The sequence below is a fragment of the Pseudoflavonifractor sp. genome, assembly GCF_050943825.1.
Taxonomy (GTDB): domain Bacteria; phylum Bacillota; class Clostridia; order Oscillospirales; family Oscillospiraceae; genus Pseudoflavonifractor.
Window position 1 is genome coordinate 1 of the sequence record NZ_JBMNPX010000006.1, and the last position, 15,800, is coordinate 15,800.

The 15,800-nt window shown below is 63.4% G+C and carries 13 protein-coding genes, 1 tRNA gene and 1 pseudogene; 6 read left to right on the forward strand and 9 right to left on the reverse strand.

Features of this window, described 5'->3' with window-relative positions:
• Together ACOX7T_RS07290 and ACOX7T_RS07295 are read right to left on the reverse strand one after the other, a co-directional pair.
• A pseudogene (locus ACOX7T_RS07290) lies at window positions 1-1,049 on the reverse strand (hypothetical protein); the annotation flags it as partial.
• Between the two features lie 12 nt (window positions 1,050-1,061).
• Complete coding sequence (locus ACOX7T_RS07295) at window positions 1,062-1,757, reverse strand: DUF2815 family protein (protein WP_433441335.1); 696 nt, start codon at window positions 1,755-1,757, stop codon at window positions 1,062-1,064.
• A 92-nt stretch (window positions 1,758-1,849) separates the two neighbouring features.
• On the opposite strand from ACOX7T_RS07295, the gene ACOX7T_RS07300 reads away from it, so the two are divergent.
• From ACOX7T_RS07300 to ACOX7T_RS07320, 5 genes are all read left to right on the forward strand, one after another.
• Window positions 1,850-3,370 carry a YifB family Mg chelatase-like AAA ATPase gene (locus ACOX7T_RS07300; protein WP_433441336.1) on the forward strand — a complete coding sequence of 507 codons (1,521 nt, stop codon included), beginning with the start codon at window positions 1,850-1,852 and terminating at the stop codon, window positions 3,368-3,370.
• Window positions 3,371-3,398: 28 nt separating this feature from the next.
• Entirely contained in the window at window positions 3,399-4,571 is a 1,173-nt protein-coding gene (gene thiI / locus ACOX7T_RS07305; RefSeq protein WP_433441338.1) for a tRNA uracil 4-sulfurtransferase ThiI, read from the forward strand.
• Window positions 4,572-4,632: 61 nt separating this feature from the next.
• Window positions 4,633-5,895, forward strand: a complete 1,263-nt coding sequence (locus ACOX7T_RS07310) for a competence/damage-inducible protein A (protein ID WP_433441340.1) — start codon at window positions 4,633-4,635, stop codon at window positions 5,893-5,895.
• Between the two features lie 113 nt (window positions 5,896-6,008).
• Window positions 6,009-7,049 (forward strand): MerR family transcriptional regulator, encoded by a 1,041-nt coding sequence (locus ACOX7T_RS07315; protein ID WP_433441342.1) that lies wholly within the window; start codon window positions 6,009-6,011, stop codon window positions 7,047-7,049.
• The gene (locus tag ACOX7T_RS07320; protein ID WP_433441344.1) at window positions 7,046-8,563 is read left to right on the forward strand and encodes an FAD-dependent oxidoreductase; all 1,518 of its coding nucleotides are present in this window, start codon (window positions 7,046-7,048) and stop codon (window positions 8,561-8,563) included. Before ACOX7T_RS07315 ends, ACOX7T_RS07320 begins: the two co-directional genes overlap by 4 nt.
• Before the next feature lie 172 nt (window positions 8,564-8,735).
• On the opposite strand, the gene ACOX7T_RS07325 is transcribed toward ACOX7T_RS07320, so the two are convergent.
• The 7 genes from ACOX7T_RS07325 to ACOX7T_RS07355 all read right to left on the reverse strand — a co-directional run bounded on the left by ACOX7T_RS07325 (window position 8,736) and on the right by ACOX7T_RS07355 (window position 15,507).
• The gene (locus ACOX7T_RS07325) at window positions 8,736-9,437 is read right to left on the reverse strand and encodes an ABC transporter ATP-binding protein (protein ID WP_433441582.1); all 702 of its coding nucleotides are present in this window, start codon (window positions 9,435-9,437) and stop codon (window positions 8,736-8,738) included.
• 10 nt (window positions 9,438-9,447) lie between these two features.
• Window positions 9,448-10,245 (reverse strand): ABC transporter ATP-binding protein, encoded by a 798-nt coding sequence (locus tag ACOX7T_RS07330; protein WP_148319799.1) that lies wholly within the window; start codon window positions 10,243-10,245, stop codon window positions 9,448-9,450.
• Between the two features lie 50 nt (window positions 10,246-10,295).
• Complete coding sequence (locus ACOX7T_RS07335) at window positions 10,296-11,381, reverse strand: branched-chain amino acid ABC transporter permease (protein ID WP_433441346.1); 1,086 nt, start codon at window positions 11,379-11,381, stop codon at window positions 10,296-10,298.
• A gap of 10 nt (window positions 11,382-11,391) precedes the next feature.
• Window positions 11,392-12,300 carry a branched-chain amino acid ABC transporter permease gene (locus tag ACOX7T_RS07340; protein WP_433441584.1) on the reverse strand — a complete coding sequence of 303 codons (909 nt, stop codon included), beginning with the start codon at window positions 12,298-12,300 and terminating at the stop codon, window positions 11,392-11,394.
• Between the two features lie 242 nt (window positions 12,301-12,542).
• The gene (locus ACOX7T_RS07345) at window positions 12,543-13,757 is read right to left on the reverse strand and encodes an ABC transporter substrate-binding protein (protein WP_433441348.1); all 1,215 of its coding nucleotides are present in this window, start codon (window positions 13,755-13,757) and stop codon (window positions 12,543-12,545) included.
• A 157-nt stretch (window positions 13,758-13,914) separates the two neighbouring features.
• Complete coding sequence (gene ymfI, locus ACOX7T_RS07350; protein ID WP_433441350.1) at window positions 13,915-14,652, reverse strand: elongation factor P 5-aminopentanone reductase; 738 nt, start codon at window positions 14,650-14,652, stop codon at window positions 13,915-13,917.
• A 12-nt stretch (window positions 14,653-14,664) separates the two neighbouring features.
• Entirely contained in the window at window positions 14,665-15,507 is an 843-nt protein-coding gene (locus tag ACOX7T_RS07355) for an alpha/beta hydrolase (RefSeq protein WP_433441352.1), read from the reverse strand.
• A gap of 174 nt (window positions 15,508-15,681) precedes the next feature.
• On the opposite strand from ACOX7T_RS07355, the gene ACOX7T_RS07360 reads away from it, so the two are divergent.
• Window positions 15,682-15,758, forward strand: a tRNA-Val gene (locus tag ACOX7T_RS07360).
• Window positions 15,759-15,800 lie beyond the last annotated feature (42 nt).

The window sequence follows — 15,800 nt, forward strand, 5'->3', positions numbered from 1 at the left end:
ACCAGCTCACGGGCCAACGGCAGCGGCTCTGTGTAGGTGCGGGGCAAGTTCTGGACCTGCACCAGGCGGCCTGCCCAGCGCCCCGTCCTGTTCGCTCCATAGAATTGGAGCAGCCCACGGACACGGCCATCCGGGCACACAGCGGCCTCAATAGCGTCATACTTTTTGGTGCTGGTCTTGCCCAGCTCTTGGCGTATCTCAAGCATCCGCTGGACCTGGGGGCTGTTGTCCTCCTTGCCCAGCAGGCGGGCCACGGTGTCCTTGCGGAGGTCCGCAAGCTCCTCTCCCATGGCCTCCTGGAGCCATTGCGTGAGCTGTGCCACGCTGTTGGGGTTGTCCAGCTTGGAGATTTTCATGGCCTCCTGGGTGAGGTTTTGGCGGGTCACATTGCCCAGATAGAGGGCACCGCTCACCAGGTCCATGTCCACGGCCACGCCACGGGCATTGATGATGAGGTCCGTTTCCCATTGCTTTTGCACGAAGTCTGGCACCGGGAAAGCAGAGAGCCGCCGCTCAATCTCCATCTCAGTCACAACATCCTGGCGGCAGTATTCTTTGAACAGCTCCCACTTGTCGGTGTCGTGCTGGGGCAGGTTGCGGGTGCGGCCTCCATTGGCCTTTGTAGGGGCGCAGGGGATGCAGAAATAGCGGATGAGCGCCTTGCCGGTGTTGAGCTTGCGCTTGTCCTCAGCAAGCCCCAGGGCCCTGCCAGTGGCATCCAGGCCCGCTGTGTAGCCGCAATAGAGGCCGTGGAACATGGTGCAGCGCCATTGGTCCGGCGGCAGGGTGCCCAAAAACTTGGACAGGCAGCCCCACTCAAAGGGGGCGTTGTATGCGTGCTTGATGTACTCCGGGGAGGTGATGGCCTGGACCAGCCACGGGGGGAGGATTTCCCCCCGTGCCAGGTCAATGATCTCAACAGGCGCACCATCCACACTGTACGCAAAGAGCAGGATTTCAAAGTCCGGGCTGGAGATGTACTTTTGCGCCCCGGCCTTAGCAATCGGCACGCTTGAATAGGTTTCAAGGTCAATGCTGAGATGGTGCATGATGTCCTCCAATTACATGGGCTGGCCGGTGATGGGGTTGATGCCGCCGGTGGTAGCCCAGGGCACCTGAGCAGCAGGGGCGGCGGGGGCCGCAGGCTGGACACCGTAGGCACCGGGGGTGGCGGGCATCGCCGCACCGTAGGCGGGAGTGGCCGCAGGAGTGCCGCCCAGCCCGGCGAAGTCAGAGGCAGCGGAGGCCTGGCCGCTCAGGGGCTCCCCGTCACGGGTCTTGAGAACATTACCCAGACCGCAGCCAATGCCCTTGTTGCCGCTGTTGGAGTAGCCGAAGAAACGGACGGTGACACGGCCATACATGCCGCTGTAAATGTCCGCCGGGGACAGTTCGCAGTTGATGTTGTCGATGCCCACCACCTGGGGCTTGTTCTTGGTAGAGGCGGTCATCACCCAATGGCCCTTGCACTCATCGCCAAAGGGAACACCGGAGGGGCGCACGCCGTCACCATCGTAGATGGGCACCTTGAGCATGGGCGGGCGGGCACCGTTCCACACCTTGGCCATGGCCTCATTGGCGGCGGCCTGGATGGCAGCGTCAATGTCAGCCTTGGTGGCGGCATCGCTCTTGGGGATGAGCAGGGTGACGGAATACTTGGGCTCACCGCCCTGCTGGGCGGCTCTGGGGGTGGTCAGGTTGGCATAGGAGAGGCGGACCTCACCAGTTAGGACTTTCATGGCATCATTCTGATACATAATCTTTGAGTGTTCCCCGGCGACGTTTTTCTTGGCAGCCGCCCTTTCTCCGTGGTATACTGATGCTGTATGGAGAAAGGGCGGCGATTTTTATGCTCTGCGAGGTGCGCTCTCTGGGCCTGACCGGCGTGGCCGGGTACGAGGTGCGGGCCGAATGTGACCTGTCCGGCGGTCTGCCCGCCTTTGATATTGTGGGCCTGCCCGACGCGGCGGTGAAGGAGGCCCGGGAGCGGGTGCGGGCCGCGGTGAAGAACTGCGGCTTCACCTTCCCCGTGTCCCGCATCACGGTGAATCTGGCCCCCGCCGCCCAGCGGAAGGCGGGCACCCTCTACGACCTGCCCATTCTGGTGGGCATTCTGGCCGCAGGCGGACAGCTCCGGTGCGACCTGTCCCGCTCGGCCTTTGTGGGCGAGCTGTCCCTGTCCGGGGAGGTGCGGCCGGTGATGGGCATGCTGCCCATGGCCCTGGCCGCTGTCCGGGCAGGGGTGGCGGCTCTCTATGTCCCCGCCGAGAGCGCCGCCGAGGCCACCTTGGCCGGCGGCGGCATGGCGGTCTACCCGGTGGAGAGCGTCACCGCCCTCATCCGCCACCTGACGGGTGAAGAACCCCTCTCCCCCGCTCCCCCCTGGACGCCCGGAGAAGCCCTCACCGCCGGGCCGGATTTTGCCGAGGTGAAGGGGCAGGAGCATGTGAAGCGGGCCCTGGAGATTGCCGCCGCCGGCGGGCACAACATCTGCATGGTGGGGCCTCCCGGTTCGGGCAAGTCCATGCTGGCCCGGCGTCTGCCCTCCATCCTGCCTGACATGACCGGGGCGGAGGCCCTGGCCGCCACTGAGGTCCACTCGGTGGCCGGACTCACCACAGCGGAGGAGCCCCTGCTGCTCCGCCGCCCCTTCCGCTCCCCCCACCACACCATCTCCCCCATGGGCATGGCGGGCGGCGGCTCCAATCCCCGTCCCGGCGAGATCTCCCTGGCCCACAACGGGGTGCTCTTCCTGGATGAGCTGCCCGAGTTCAAGCCCGAGGTGCTGGAGGTGCTGCGCCAGCCGTTGGAGGAGGGTCAGGTCACCATCTCCCGGGCGTCCGGTACCGTGTCCTACCCCGCCCGGTTCATGCTGGTGTGCGCCATGAACCCCTGCAAGTGCGGCTGGTACGGCCACCCGTCCGGCCGGTGCCGGTGCACCGAGGCGGCGGTGGAGAAGTACCAGGGCCGGGTATCCGGGCCCCTGATGGACCGGATCGACCTCCATGTGGAGGTGCCGCCCCTGGAGTTCCACGAGCTGTCCCACGCCGCCCCCGCCGAGTCCTCGGCGGACATCCGGGTGCGGGTCAACGCCGCCCGGCGCATCCAGTCCGCCCGCTTCGGGCCTGACGGCCCCTCCTGCAACGCCCACATGGGCCAGCGGGAGCTGCGGGAGTTCTGCCAGCTTGACAGCGCCTGCGAGGCGCTGATGAAGGGTGCCTTCCAGCGTATGGGCCTTACCGCCCGGGGTTATGACCGCATTCTGCGGGTGGCCCGCACCATCGCCGATCTGGACGGCAGCGAAGCAATCCAGGTGCCCCATCTGGCCGAGGCGCTCCAGTACCGGCCCGGGGCCTACCTTGTGAAATAACGACGTAACTATAAGGAGAACAAACAATATGGACGAGATTATCCTGATGAAGCTGGGCGAGCTGGTGCTCAAGGGCCTGAACCGCCGCAGCTTTGAAGACAAGCTCATCGCCAACGCCCAGCGCCGCCTGAAGCACTGCGGCAGCTTCAAGGTGTACTCCAAGCAGTCCACCATGTATGTGGAGCCCAAGGACGACAGCTGCGACATGGACGCCGCCTGGGAGGCCATGAAGCGCCTCTTCGGCGTGGTGGGTCTGAGCCGCGCCCGGGCCTGCGCCAAGGACAAGGACGCCATGCTGGAGACCGCCAAGACCTATCTCCACGACAAGCTGTCCACCGCCCGCACCTTCAAGGTGGAGGCCAAGCGGGCCGACAAGACCTTCCCCATGACCTCCATCGAGCTGGCCCAGTACGTGGGCGGCGAGCTCCACGACGCCTTCCCCAACCTGTCCGTTGACGTCCACAACCCGGAGCTGACCGTTCACCTGGAGGTGCGCGACTACGCCGCCTTTGTCCACGCCGACCCGGAGCCCGGCGCAGGCGGCCTGCCGGTGGGCATCGGCGGCCGGGCGGTGAGCCTGCTCTCCGGCGGCATCGACTCCCCCGTGGCCTCCTGGATGATGGCCAAGCGGGGCCTGGCTCTGGACATGGTCCACTTCTTCTCCTACCCCTACACCTCCCCTGAGGCCAAGGACAAGGTCATCGAGCTGGCTCGGCTCATCACCCCCTGGTGCGGCCGTCTCACGGTCCATGTGGTGCCCTTCACCAAGATCCAGGAGGCGCTGCGCCGCTCCTGCCCCGAGGAGCTGTTCACCATCCTCATGCGCCGCTTCATGATGCGCATTTCCTGCCGTGTGGCCTACCGGGTGGGCGCGGGCGCTCTGGTCACCGGCGAGAGCCTGGGCCAGGTGGCCAGCCAGACCATGTCCGCCATGCGCATGACCGGCGCGGTGTGCGACCTGCCCATCCTCCGGCCCGTGGTGGGCATGGACAAGGAGGAGATCGTCCGTATCGCCCGGAAGATCGGAACCTTTGAGACCTCTATCCTGCCCTACGAGGACTGCTGCACCGTGTTCACTCCCCGGCACCCCCGGCTGCGTCCCCTGCCCGGCGAGATCGAGGCCGCCGAGGCCAACCTGGACATCGAGGCCCTGGTGGACGAGGCTGTGAAGAACATCGAGCGGATTCAGGTCAATCCCTGACCTTCCCTCTGTTTCGTATATCTTCGCCGGGACTTTCCCGGCGTTTCGGAGGTCTTTTGTTATGACGCATACCGCAGAACTCATCGCAGTGGGCACCGAGCTGCTCCTGGGCAACATCGCCAACACCGACGCCCAGATGCTCTCCAAGGGTCTGAGCGCCCTGGGCATCAACGTGTACTACCACACCGTGGTGGGCGACAATCCCCAGCGGCTGAAGGCGGCGGTGGAAATCGCCAAGAGCCGGGCGGACATCATCATCACCACCGGCGGCCTGGGTCCCACCTGCGACGACCTGACCAAGAACGTACTGGCCGAGTGTTTTGGCAGGAAGCTGGTGTATGACGAGGAGTCCGCCCAGCGGATTAAGGATTACTTTCACCGGCTCCACCCCAACGGCACCATGACGGAGAATAACCTCCAGCAGGCCTGGCTGCCCGAGGGCTGCACCATCTTCTCCAACGACTGGGGCACCGCCCCCGGCTGTGCCTTTGAGGCCGACGGTGTCCGGGTCATTATGCTCCCCGGCCCCCCCAACGAGTGCACCCCCATGTTTGAGCACCGTGCCGTGCCCTATCTCCAGGCTCTGGCCGACGGCGTCATCGCCTCCCGGACGCTGAAGATTTTCGGCATGGGTGAGTCGGCGGTGGAGGCCAGGCTGCGGGACCGGATGAACGCCCTCACCAACCCCACCCTGGCCCCCTACGCCAAGACCGGCGAGGTGGAGCTGCGCATCACCGCCAAGGCCGCCACCGTGGAGGAGGCCCGTGCCCTCATCGTCCCGGTGGAAAAAGAGGTCCGGGATATCTTCGGCCCCCTGGTGTACGGCGCCGACGTGGCCTCCATGGAGGAGGTGGTGCTGGGCCTGCTGAAGGAGAAGGGGCTCACCATGGGCACCGCCGAGTCCTGCACCGGCGGTCTGGTGGCCAAGCGGCTCACCGACCTGTCCGGCGCCTCCGCCGTGTTCAGGGGCGGCGTGGTGAGCTACACCAACGAGGTGAAGGCCGGAGTTCTGGGCGTTCCCCAGGAGATGCTGGATGAGTTCGGCGCTGTCAGCGCCCAGGTGGCCCAGGCCATGGCCCAGGGCGCCCGGAAGGTGCTGGGCTGCGACCTGGCCGTGTCCCTCACCGGCGTGGCCGGTCCCAACCCGGACGACCGGAACAACCCGGTTGGCCTCATCTACGTGGCTCTGGACACCCCCGAGGGCACCCGGGTCCGGGAGCTGCACCTCATCAACGGCCGCGCCCGCATCCGCACTGTGGCCGCCACCAATGCCTTCGACATGGTCCGGCGGTACCTCACCGGCCTGCCTGACCGGGACGCATAAGCAAATGCCTGCTGAGCACAGCGCTGTTCAGCAGGCATTTTATCTTTGTTAGAAAAATAACTTGACCTTTCCCCAGGGGAATAGGTTACATTATACCTCAAGGAGGAGAGATCATGACCATTTCGGAGGTAATGCGTCAAACCGGCCTAACGCGAAAGGCAATTTATCTCTACGAGCAGCGTGGAATTCTTCATCCCAGAAAGGTGGAGGCCGGCAGCACAGCTTACCGCGAATATACCGCCAGGGATGTCCAGCTTCTCCGCTCCGTCTCCCGTTTGCGGACGCTGGGTGTCCCCCTCTCCGAGATTGCTCAGGCTCTGGAGAGCGGCCGGGTGGATTTGATACTCCAGCGGCAGCTGCTTCAGCAGCAGGCGCGTCTGGCGGAGCTCTCCAATTCCGTGGAGCGCCTGCACACCCTTCTCCACCGCCTTCCCCCCAACAGCGGCATAGATGAATTTGATCAGGCCGCTGACATGCTTCTTCCCCGAACCCTTCAGCCGGAGCTTTCTGATAAGCTGGCGGAGGACTTCCCCGCCGGATACGTCCGCCGTCTGGCCATGCTGCTCTATGAGGCCTTTCTGGATAAGCCGCTGGACAGCCCCGAGCGCTGGAATCTCTGGTACGAGCTTCTGGACCAGCTGAAGCAGGGTGTTACGGCCGATCTGCTGGACGCCTACACCGAATTTTACGGCAGTCTGACCACGGACCAGCTCTGCGAGGACTACCGTCTGCGCCGCCGCCTTGTCTGTGACTACGCCAGTTACGGCCCCGTACAGGAGCAGGCCAAGGCCAGAGAGATCTATTTCGAGCTGAACCAGCTGGTCTGTTCACCCGCAGCGCTCAAGCAGTGGAATCACTTCTATCACACACTGGTGCGGCGGGTTCTGTCCGCCCAACTTGCCGGCGTGATGGAGCGTGTCCGGCAGCTCAGCACGGTTTACGGCCCCTATCAGTTCCGCTTCTCCGAAATGACCAGATGTTATCTGGACCCTCTGCTCAAAACGCCGGAGGGTCTTGTCCTTCAGACCCGGCTGCACGACTGCGGCGCCGCGGACATTTTTCAAAAGGGGGTGCTGATTTTTTTCGACTTCTACAACAATACCCTGCGCTGTATACTCCATCCGGATCAATCACGAAAGGGGAATTCTGAATGAAACGCGTAAAACTGCTCTCTTTGCTTCTGTCGCTCTCCCTGCTCCTTGCCGCCTGCGCCGGCCCTGCCGCGCCCACAGGCAGCTCCGCCAGCCCCTCCCCCTCCGTCTCGCCGACGGATACTACCCCCTCCGCCTCGCCGACGGATACTACCCCCTCCGCCTCGCCTGAGGTCAGCCGCGATACAACGGTGGACTTTGTTGTGGTGGGTGCCGGTATGGCCGGTCTCTCCGCCGCCACTGAGGCGGCCCAGCAGGGAAGCTCCGTCCTGCTGCTGGAAAAGCTGTCCTTTGCCGGCGGCTCCTCCGCCCTGTGTGAAGGCTACCTCTGGGCCTCCGGCTCTCAGATGAATGAGGCCTGCGGCATCGGCTACACGCCGGAGAAAATGAAGGAATTCTTCAAGCAGTGCGGCGGCGATGTAGTGGTCCCCGGCCTCATCGACAACATGGTGGACGTCTCCGGGGAAATCTTCGACAAGCTCAACGAAGAGGGCGTCCTGTTCAGCAAGGAGACCTTTACCACCAGCGGCAGCGTCCTGGCTCCCGATCTCCAGGTCTTTGTGGCCGAGGGCGCTGGCTCCGGCATGATTCAGAGCATGGTGGCCCGCGCTGAAAAGGCGGGGGTTGAAATCCGCTATGAGTCCCCCGCCGTGGATCTGATTGTGGAGGACGGCGCGGTGGCCGGTGTCACCGTTGAGGACTCCGAGGGGACCTATCAGGTCCGCGCCGGAACCACCATTCTGGCCACCGGCGGCTTCCTGATGAACGAAGAGATGATGGAGGAATACATGCCGCTGTGGGCGGGCCTTCATCCCCTCTGCACCGTGGGCGCCACCGGTGACGGACACCGCATGGCGATAGAGCTGGGCGCCCAGATGATTGGCGATAACACCACCGGTACCTGGGGCTGGGACGGCCAGAACGGCTACAAGATGGAGGGCGGCCTTGCTCCCATGCTCAGCATGTTTATCACCAACCTGGAGGGACAGCGTTTTGGAAGTGAGCTGGATCCGCTCAAGAACGCCAATATTCTCCATCAGACCGGCCGGAAGGCTTACTGTTTCTTTGACTCCAACTCTTCCTATGTGCAGCTGCTGGAGCAGAGTGTGGCTGCCGGTCTGACGGTGAAGGCAGATACACTGGAGGAGCTTGCGCAGTCGGTCGGCATGGATGCGGACGCCCTTCTGGCCACGGTGGAGGCCTATAACGCCGCGGCAGCCGACGGCAGCGATGCCTTCGGCATGCCCGCCGCTGCCATGACCCCGCTGACCACCGCTCCCTACTACATGAGCATCCTCTCCCCCGAAATCCCCAACGCCACACTCATGGGCCTCAAGGTCAATGAGTTCGGGCAGATTGTGGACGGTTCTGACCAGCCCATCCCCAATCTCTACGGTGCGGGTGAGCTGATTCTGGGCAGCGTGGTCAACGACCGCTACCCCACCTGCGGCTCCTGCCTGGGCGCCGGCGCCTATGTGGGCGTGGTGGCTGTGCGCCACGCTCTGGGCCTGATGTAATCTGACAGCATGGACCTGAAGCCCTATGGCTTCAGGCCCATACTGTAGCTGTCTTTTCTTCCGGCCGGGCCTTTTGAGGCCAAGCTATAAGGCATAAAATGCGGGCGTCTCCCCTTTGGGAGACGCCCGCATAATTGTTCTTGGGAATCGCTGGAAACGGCAGTGCCTGTTGTCAGCCGCCGAGATAGGCCTTCTTGACGCTCTCGTCCTGGAGCAGGGCGGCGCCGGTGCCGGTGGAGACCACCTTGCCGGTCTCCAGCACGTAGCCCCGGTCGGCCACGGACAGAGCCATCTGGGCGTTCTGCTCCACCAGCAGGATAGTGGTGCCCGCCTTGTGGAGCTCCTTAATGATGTCGAAAATCTGGTCCACCAGGATGGGGGCCAGGCCCATGGAGGGCTCGTCCAGCATCAGCAGCTTGGGCTTGGACATGAGGGCGCGGCCCATGGCCAGCATCTGCTGCTCGCCGCCGGACAGGGTGCCGGCCACCTGCCTGCGCCGCTCCTTCAGCCGGGGGAACTGGGCGTACACCCGCTCCAGGCTGTCGGGAATCTCGGCGGCGGGGCGGGTATAGCCGCCCATCTGCAGGTTCTCCTCCACGCTCATCTGGAGGAACACGGCGCGGCCCTCGGGCACCTGAGCCATTCCTTTGGGAATGAGCTTGTGGGCGGGGACGCCGCCGATGTTCTCACCCTGGAAGGTGATGGAGCCGGTGTGGCTGTGGAGCAGGCCGGATACGGTCTTCAGAATGGTGGACTTGCCGGCACCGTTGGCGCCGATGAGGGTGATAACCTCTCCCTCCTCCACGGTGAAGGAGACGCCCTTGACGGCGTGGATGGCGCCGTAATACACATTGATGTTCTCTACGTTCAGCATGGCCACGGCGTCATTCACTCCTTCCGGTGCCCAGGTAGGCCTTGATGACCTCCGGGTTGTTCTGAATCTCCTGGGGGGTGCCCTTGGCGATGACCTGGCCGAAGTTGAGCACGCAGATGCCCTCGCAGATGCCCATGACCAGGTTCATGTCGTGCTCAATGAGCAGGATGGCGATCTGGAAGGTGTCGCGGATCTTGACGATGTTGTCCATCAGCTCGGAGGTCTCGGAGGGGTTCATGCCGGCGGCGGGCTCATCCAGCAGCAGCAGGGACGGATTGGTGGCCAGGGCGCGGACAATCTCCAGCCGGCGCTGGGCGCCGTAGGGCAGGCTGCCCGCCTTGGCGTTGGCCAGATCCTGCATGTCGAAGATGCTCAGCAGCTCCAGGGCCCGCTCATGGGCCAGCTTCTCGCTCTTCCAGTAGCCGGGCAGGCGGAAGATGCTCTGCCACATGCCGCAGCCCACCTGATTGTGCAGGCCGATCTTCACGTTGTCCTCCACGCTCAGGTTGGAGAACAGACGGATATTCTGGAAGGTACGGGCGATACCGGCCCGGTTGACCTGGACAGTGTTCATGTTGTGGGTGTCCACGCCGTCCAGCAGCACGGTGCCGCGGGTGGGCTGGTACACCTTGGTCAGCAGGTTGAAGACGGTGGTCTTGCCCGCGCCGTTGGGGCCGATGAGGCCGGCGATCTCGGTGCGGCCAATGGCCATGTTGAAGTCATCCACGGCGGTCAGACCGCCGAAGTCGATGCCCAGGTGCTGGGCCTCCAGGATGGGGTCCTTGTCGATGTCCCGCTCGGGGATCATGTTCTTGCTGGGCACGGGGACCAGCTTGGTCTCAGGACGAGGTGGTCTGCTCACTGTGCCGCGCCTCCCTTCTGCTCTTCCCGGTCTTTTTTGCTCAGGCGGCTCTTCACCTGGGCGAAGAAGCCCCGGATGGCCGCGTTGTTGGTGGCGATCATGACCAGGATGAGGACGATGGCATACACCAGCATCCGGTACTTATCCAGGTTCAGGCTGCGCAGCAGCTCGGGCAGCACGGTGAGGAAGGCAGCGGCGATGATGGAGCCCCGGATGTTGCCGATGCCGCCCAGCACCACGAAGACCAGGATGAGGATGGAGGTGTTGAAGTCGAATTTCTTGGCGGTGACGGAGGAGTAGTTCATGGCGTAGAGGGTACCGGCGGCGCCGGCCAGCACGGCGGAGGTGACAAAGGCCATGAGCTTGTATTTGGTGGCGCCGATGCCCACGCTCTCGGCGGCGATGCGGTTGTCCCGCATGGCCATGATGGCACGGCCGGAGCGGCTGTTGACCAGATTCAGCACCACGGTGATGGTGATGAGCACCAGGATGAAGCCGGCGGTAAAGGAGGAGATCTTGTTGATGCCGGTGGCGCCCATGGGGCCGGAGAGGATGGCCTTGCCGCCCTCGCCCAGGCCCAGAGCGGCCTCGCTCTCCAGAGAGAGGTGGAGGCCCTCATCGTCCAGGCCGATGTAGAGCACGTTGATGATGTTCTTGATGATCTCGCCGAAGGCCAGGGTGACGATGGCCAGGTAGTCGCCCCGCAGACGGAGCACAGGCACGCCCACGATGAAACCGGCCACACCGGCGCAGATGGCGCCCACCACCATGGAGACGGCCAGGCGCAGGGCGTCGGAGGGGATAATGTTCTGCAGGCAGGTGGCGGCAATGACGCCGGAGAAGGCGCCCACGCTCATAAAGCCGGCGTGGCCCAGGCTCAGCTCGCCGGAGATGCCCACCACCAGGTTCAGGGCCACAGCCATGACCACATAGGCGCAGATGGGAATCAGCTGGCTCTGGAGGGAGTTGCTCAGGTTGTCTCCCGCCATGAGGATCTGGATGATAACATAGGCCGCAATGACAATGCCGTAGGTAATGGAGTTGCTGACGAGACGGCGGCGGCGGGTAGATACGGTTTTCATCTCTTCCACCTCACACTTTCTCACGGATCTGCTTGCCCAGCAGGCCGGTGGGCTTGACCAGCAGCACCACAATCAGCACCGCGAACACCACCGCGTCGGACAGCTCGGTGGAGAAGGACTTGGCAAAGATCTCAATGACGCCCAGCAGCACACCGCCCAGCAGAGCGCCGGGGATGGAGCCGATGCCGCCGAACACGGCGGCGGTAAAGGCGCGGATACCGGGCATGGAGCCGGTGGTGGGGGTCAGGGTGGGGTAGGTGGAACACAGCAGCACACCGGCGATGGCCGCCAGGGCGGAGCCGATGGCAAAGGTGATGGAGATGGTGGTGTCCACGTTGATGCCCATGAGCCGGGCGGCGTCCTTGTTCTCAGAGCAGGCCCGCATGGCCTTGCCCATCTTGCTGCGGCTGGTGAACAGGGTCAGGCCCACCATGATGACCACGCACACCAGCATGTTGAAGATGGTGGTGTAGGCCACGGTGCAGCCCAGCACGGTGACGGAGCCGCCGCCGGGCAGCTTGGAGAGCATCTGGCTCAGGAAGCTGGGGAACACCTTGGTGTCGGAGCCCCACAGCAGCAGCGCCGCGTTCTGGAGGAAGTAGCTCACACCGATGGCGGTGATGAGCACGGCCAGGGAGGCCGCCTGCCGCAGGGGCTTGTAGGCCAGGCGCTCAATGACCACGCCCAGCACGGTACACACCACAACAGCCAGCAGGATACCCAGCAGGCCGCCGGCAATGGGGGAGTCGGTAAAGGCGCTGACGGTAAAGAAGCATACGTACGCGCCCACCATGATGACGTCGCCGTGGGCGAAGTTGAGCATCTTTGCGATGCCGTAGACCATGGTATAGCCCAGGGCGATGATGGCGTACACGCTGCCCAGGCCCACACCGTTGATCAGGTTCTGGAGGATGTTCAAATCCTTCACCTCTCTCTTTCTCTCTCCCGCGGCGGGTTCCGCGGGTCTTGGGGCGCATCTGAAGCGTCCACGTGCCGTACGTGTGGATGTTTCAGATGGGCCCCATGCAGGGCAGAAAGCCCGGCGGCACACGTGCCGCCGGCCTTGCCGTCCCTCACTGCTTATAATGCAGGCAGAGGGCCGCCGCATCTTCGGCAGCCCTCCGCCGGGCCCCTTTCAAACAGATTGTTCTCAGGGTGAAATTACTGGGTGACGTACACGCCGCCCTCAACCTTGACGACGACGGGAGCCTTGGAGACCTCGCCGTTGGTGCCCCAGGTCATGCCGGTACCGGTCAGGCCGTCCACGCTGAAGTCGCTGCTGGTGAAGGTCTCGATGAGCTTGTCGCAGATGGTCTCGTGGTCCATGTCGGCGGTGATGCCGGCGGCGGTGCAGGCCTCATAGATGGCGTACATGCAGTCGTAGGCGTCAGCAGCAAACTGGTTGGGAGTGCCGCCGTAGGCAGCCTCGTACTCGTTCACGAAGTTAACGGTGCGCTCGTCGGTGGCCCAGGCGTTGAAGGGGGTCATGAGCATCAGGCCCTCAGCCAGGGAGGCGTCGAAGCCGTCCATGTCCAGGATGCCGTCCATACCGTCGCAGCCGAAGAAGGTGGGCTCATAGCCCATGCTCTTGGCCTGGTTCAGGATCAGGGAAGCGGGGGTGTAGTAGATGGGCATGAACACCAGGTCGGCGCCGGCTTCCTTGGCGGCGCTCAGCTGCACGGTGAAGTCGGTGTTCTTGTCATCGGGGAAGGTCTGGGCGGTCACAACTTCCAGACCGATGGCCTCGGCCTCCTCGGCAAAGGCGTTGTAGATGCCGGTGGAGTAGGCGTCGGAGTTGTTGTAGATGGCGGCAACCTTGGTGCCCAGGTTGTTGTCCTTGATGTAGTTGGCAGCGGTCTTGCCCTGGTTGGGGTCAGTGAAGCAGACCTGGAACACGTTGTCACGGCCCTCAGTCACCTTGGTGGAGGAGGCAGAGGGGGTCAGCTGGAAGTAGCGGTCGGCGTAGGTCTCGCCCGCCACGGAGATGCAGGGGTTGGTGGTGGTGCAGCCGTAGATGATCTGGGTGTTGTTGTCCTTCAGGTTATTATAGGCGTTGACAGCCTTCTCGGTGTCGCCCTCGTCGTCCTGGAAGTCCAGGGAGAACTGCAGGCCGCCCAGCGCGTTGATCTCCTGAATGGCGATCTCAGCGCCCTGCTTGGTGGCCAGGCCGTAGACAGCGGCGTCGCCGGTCAGGGGGCCGATGCCGCCGATCTTGATGGTGCCGGAAGTCTCACCGGTGCTGCCGGTGCTGGTGCTGGGAGCGGGGGTGTTGTCACCGGTGGTGTCGCCGCCGGTGGAGTCGTTTCCGCAGCCGGCGAGCATGGAGAGGCACAGCGCGGAGGCCATTACAAGAGAGAGAACACGAAACTTCTTCATTTCATTTACCTCCTTTAAGGTTGTTGACAATTATAATCTTCGACTCCGGAATTGTCAACCTCATTCTTGCACAACAGGAGGTCTTTCTGCGCTTCCCTCTCTCGGCGCTTTGTACGAATGTCTCTTTTTTCCCGGTTTCTCAGGCCGTTTCTGCCGGTCAGATAATCAGCCCGCCGTTGGGACAAAGCACCTGTCCGGTGATGAAATCCGCCCCTTCCGACGCCAAAAAGAGCACACTTTCCGCCACATCCTCCGCTTTGCCGATGCGCTCCAGAGGCGTCTCCTCCCGGAGGGCGTCCAGATCCTCGTCAGTGAGATTTTTGTTCATTTCCGTGTCGATTATCCCCGGCGCCACGCAATTTACGGCGATTCCGGAGGGTCCAAGCTCCTTGGCCAGGGCCTTTGTCAGGCCGATGACCCCCGCCTTGGAGGCGGAGTAGGCCGCCTCGCAGGAGGCGCCCACCTGGCCCCACATGGAGGAAATGGTGATAATTTTGCCCTTTTTCCGGTGAATCATATGGGGCAGCACCGCTTTACAGCAGTAAAATACGCTGTCCAGGTTGACGGAGAACAATTCCCGCCACTCCTCCGCGGTCATATCCCCCAGCAGGCCCACCCAACTCCTTCCAACATTGCATACCAGAATGTCAAGTTGACAAAATTTATCCAACACATTGTCAACCATAGCCCGCACCTGTTCCGGGTCGGATACGTCGGCACGCACCGCCATTGCGGTATGTCCTTCCGCCTGCAGCTCCTTCACCAGGGCAAGGGCTCTGTCCTCACTATTGCAGTAGTTCACCGCCACGGCATACCCCGCCCGGGCCAGCCGCCGGGCCGTGGCCGCGCCGATGCCCCGGGATGCGCCGGTGATCAGCGCCGTCTTCTGTTCCATGTCCGTTCCCCCTCAGTCCTTGTTCCGCCAGGTCTCCCGATGCAGCCAGCGGACGCACAGGGGCAGCCAGGTGGCCGCCTGCTCGTCCTGCCAGCCCGGATCGCCCGCCGCCTCGCTTGTGGCGGTGGCCATGGCGTGGGGGCCGTGGCCGTAGTAGTGGAGCTCCAGAGGCACCCCCTGCCGCCGCAGGGCCCAAGCGTAGAGCAGGGTGTTCTCCGCTGGCACGGTGCGGTCGGTGTCGGTTGTCCAGAGGAAGGTGGGCGGATTGCCCGCCGTGACACTCTTCTCTAGGGACAGCTTCTCCAGCTCAGGGGAAAGCTCCTCCCGTCCGGTCAGACGCATGAAGCTCCTGTGCTTTCCCCACTCCCCCGCCGAGATCACCGGGTAGCTGAGGATGGCTGCGTCGGGCCGCACCTCCTCAGGGGTCAGGCCCAGCTTATCGCCGATGATGGGGTCGGCCCACAGGTTGGCCAGGCAGCCCGCCAGGTGCCCGCCGGCAGAAAAGCCGCATACCGCAATGCGGTCAGGGCGGATGCCGTACTTGGCCGCATTCCGGCGGATAAAGGCCAAGGCCGCGGCAGCCTCCAGGAATGCCTGGGGCCACTGGTCAGGCTCCACGCTGTAACGCAGCACAAAGGCCTGCACCCCGCCGTGGAGGAAATCCAGGGCCACCGGCTCGGCCTCGCTGTCTGCGGTCAGCCGGTAGCCGCCGCCGGGCAGAATCAGCACACCCCAGCGCGCTCCGTCCGCCAGAGCGCCAATATCTGTTCTGGCATAGGACGTCAGAGAGATCTCTGTCGCCCCCTCCGGCAGGGCAGGACAGATCTCCGCTCTGCCAAATCGCTCATATATCATGGTATTGTTCCTCCTTCCGCCTCAGGCGGCCTTAAACTCTCCTCAAGTATAACAGGATTTCCCCTTTCTGCATACCCTCCCTGCTTTCTCGCCCCCTCGCCTATTATTTTAAAATTTTTTTGAAAAAAGAGTTGACAAAGGGCACCCTCATGGATATAATAGATTTTGCCCTTTGGACGATTAGCTCAGCTGGTACGAGCATCCGCTTGACGTGCGGGAGGTCATAGGTTCGAATCCTATATCGTCCACCACATAGAAAGAGACACGACTTGGGTCGTGTCTCTTTTTTTCTG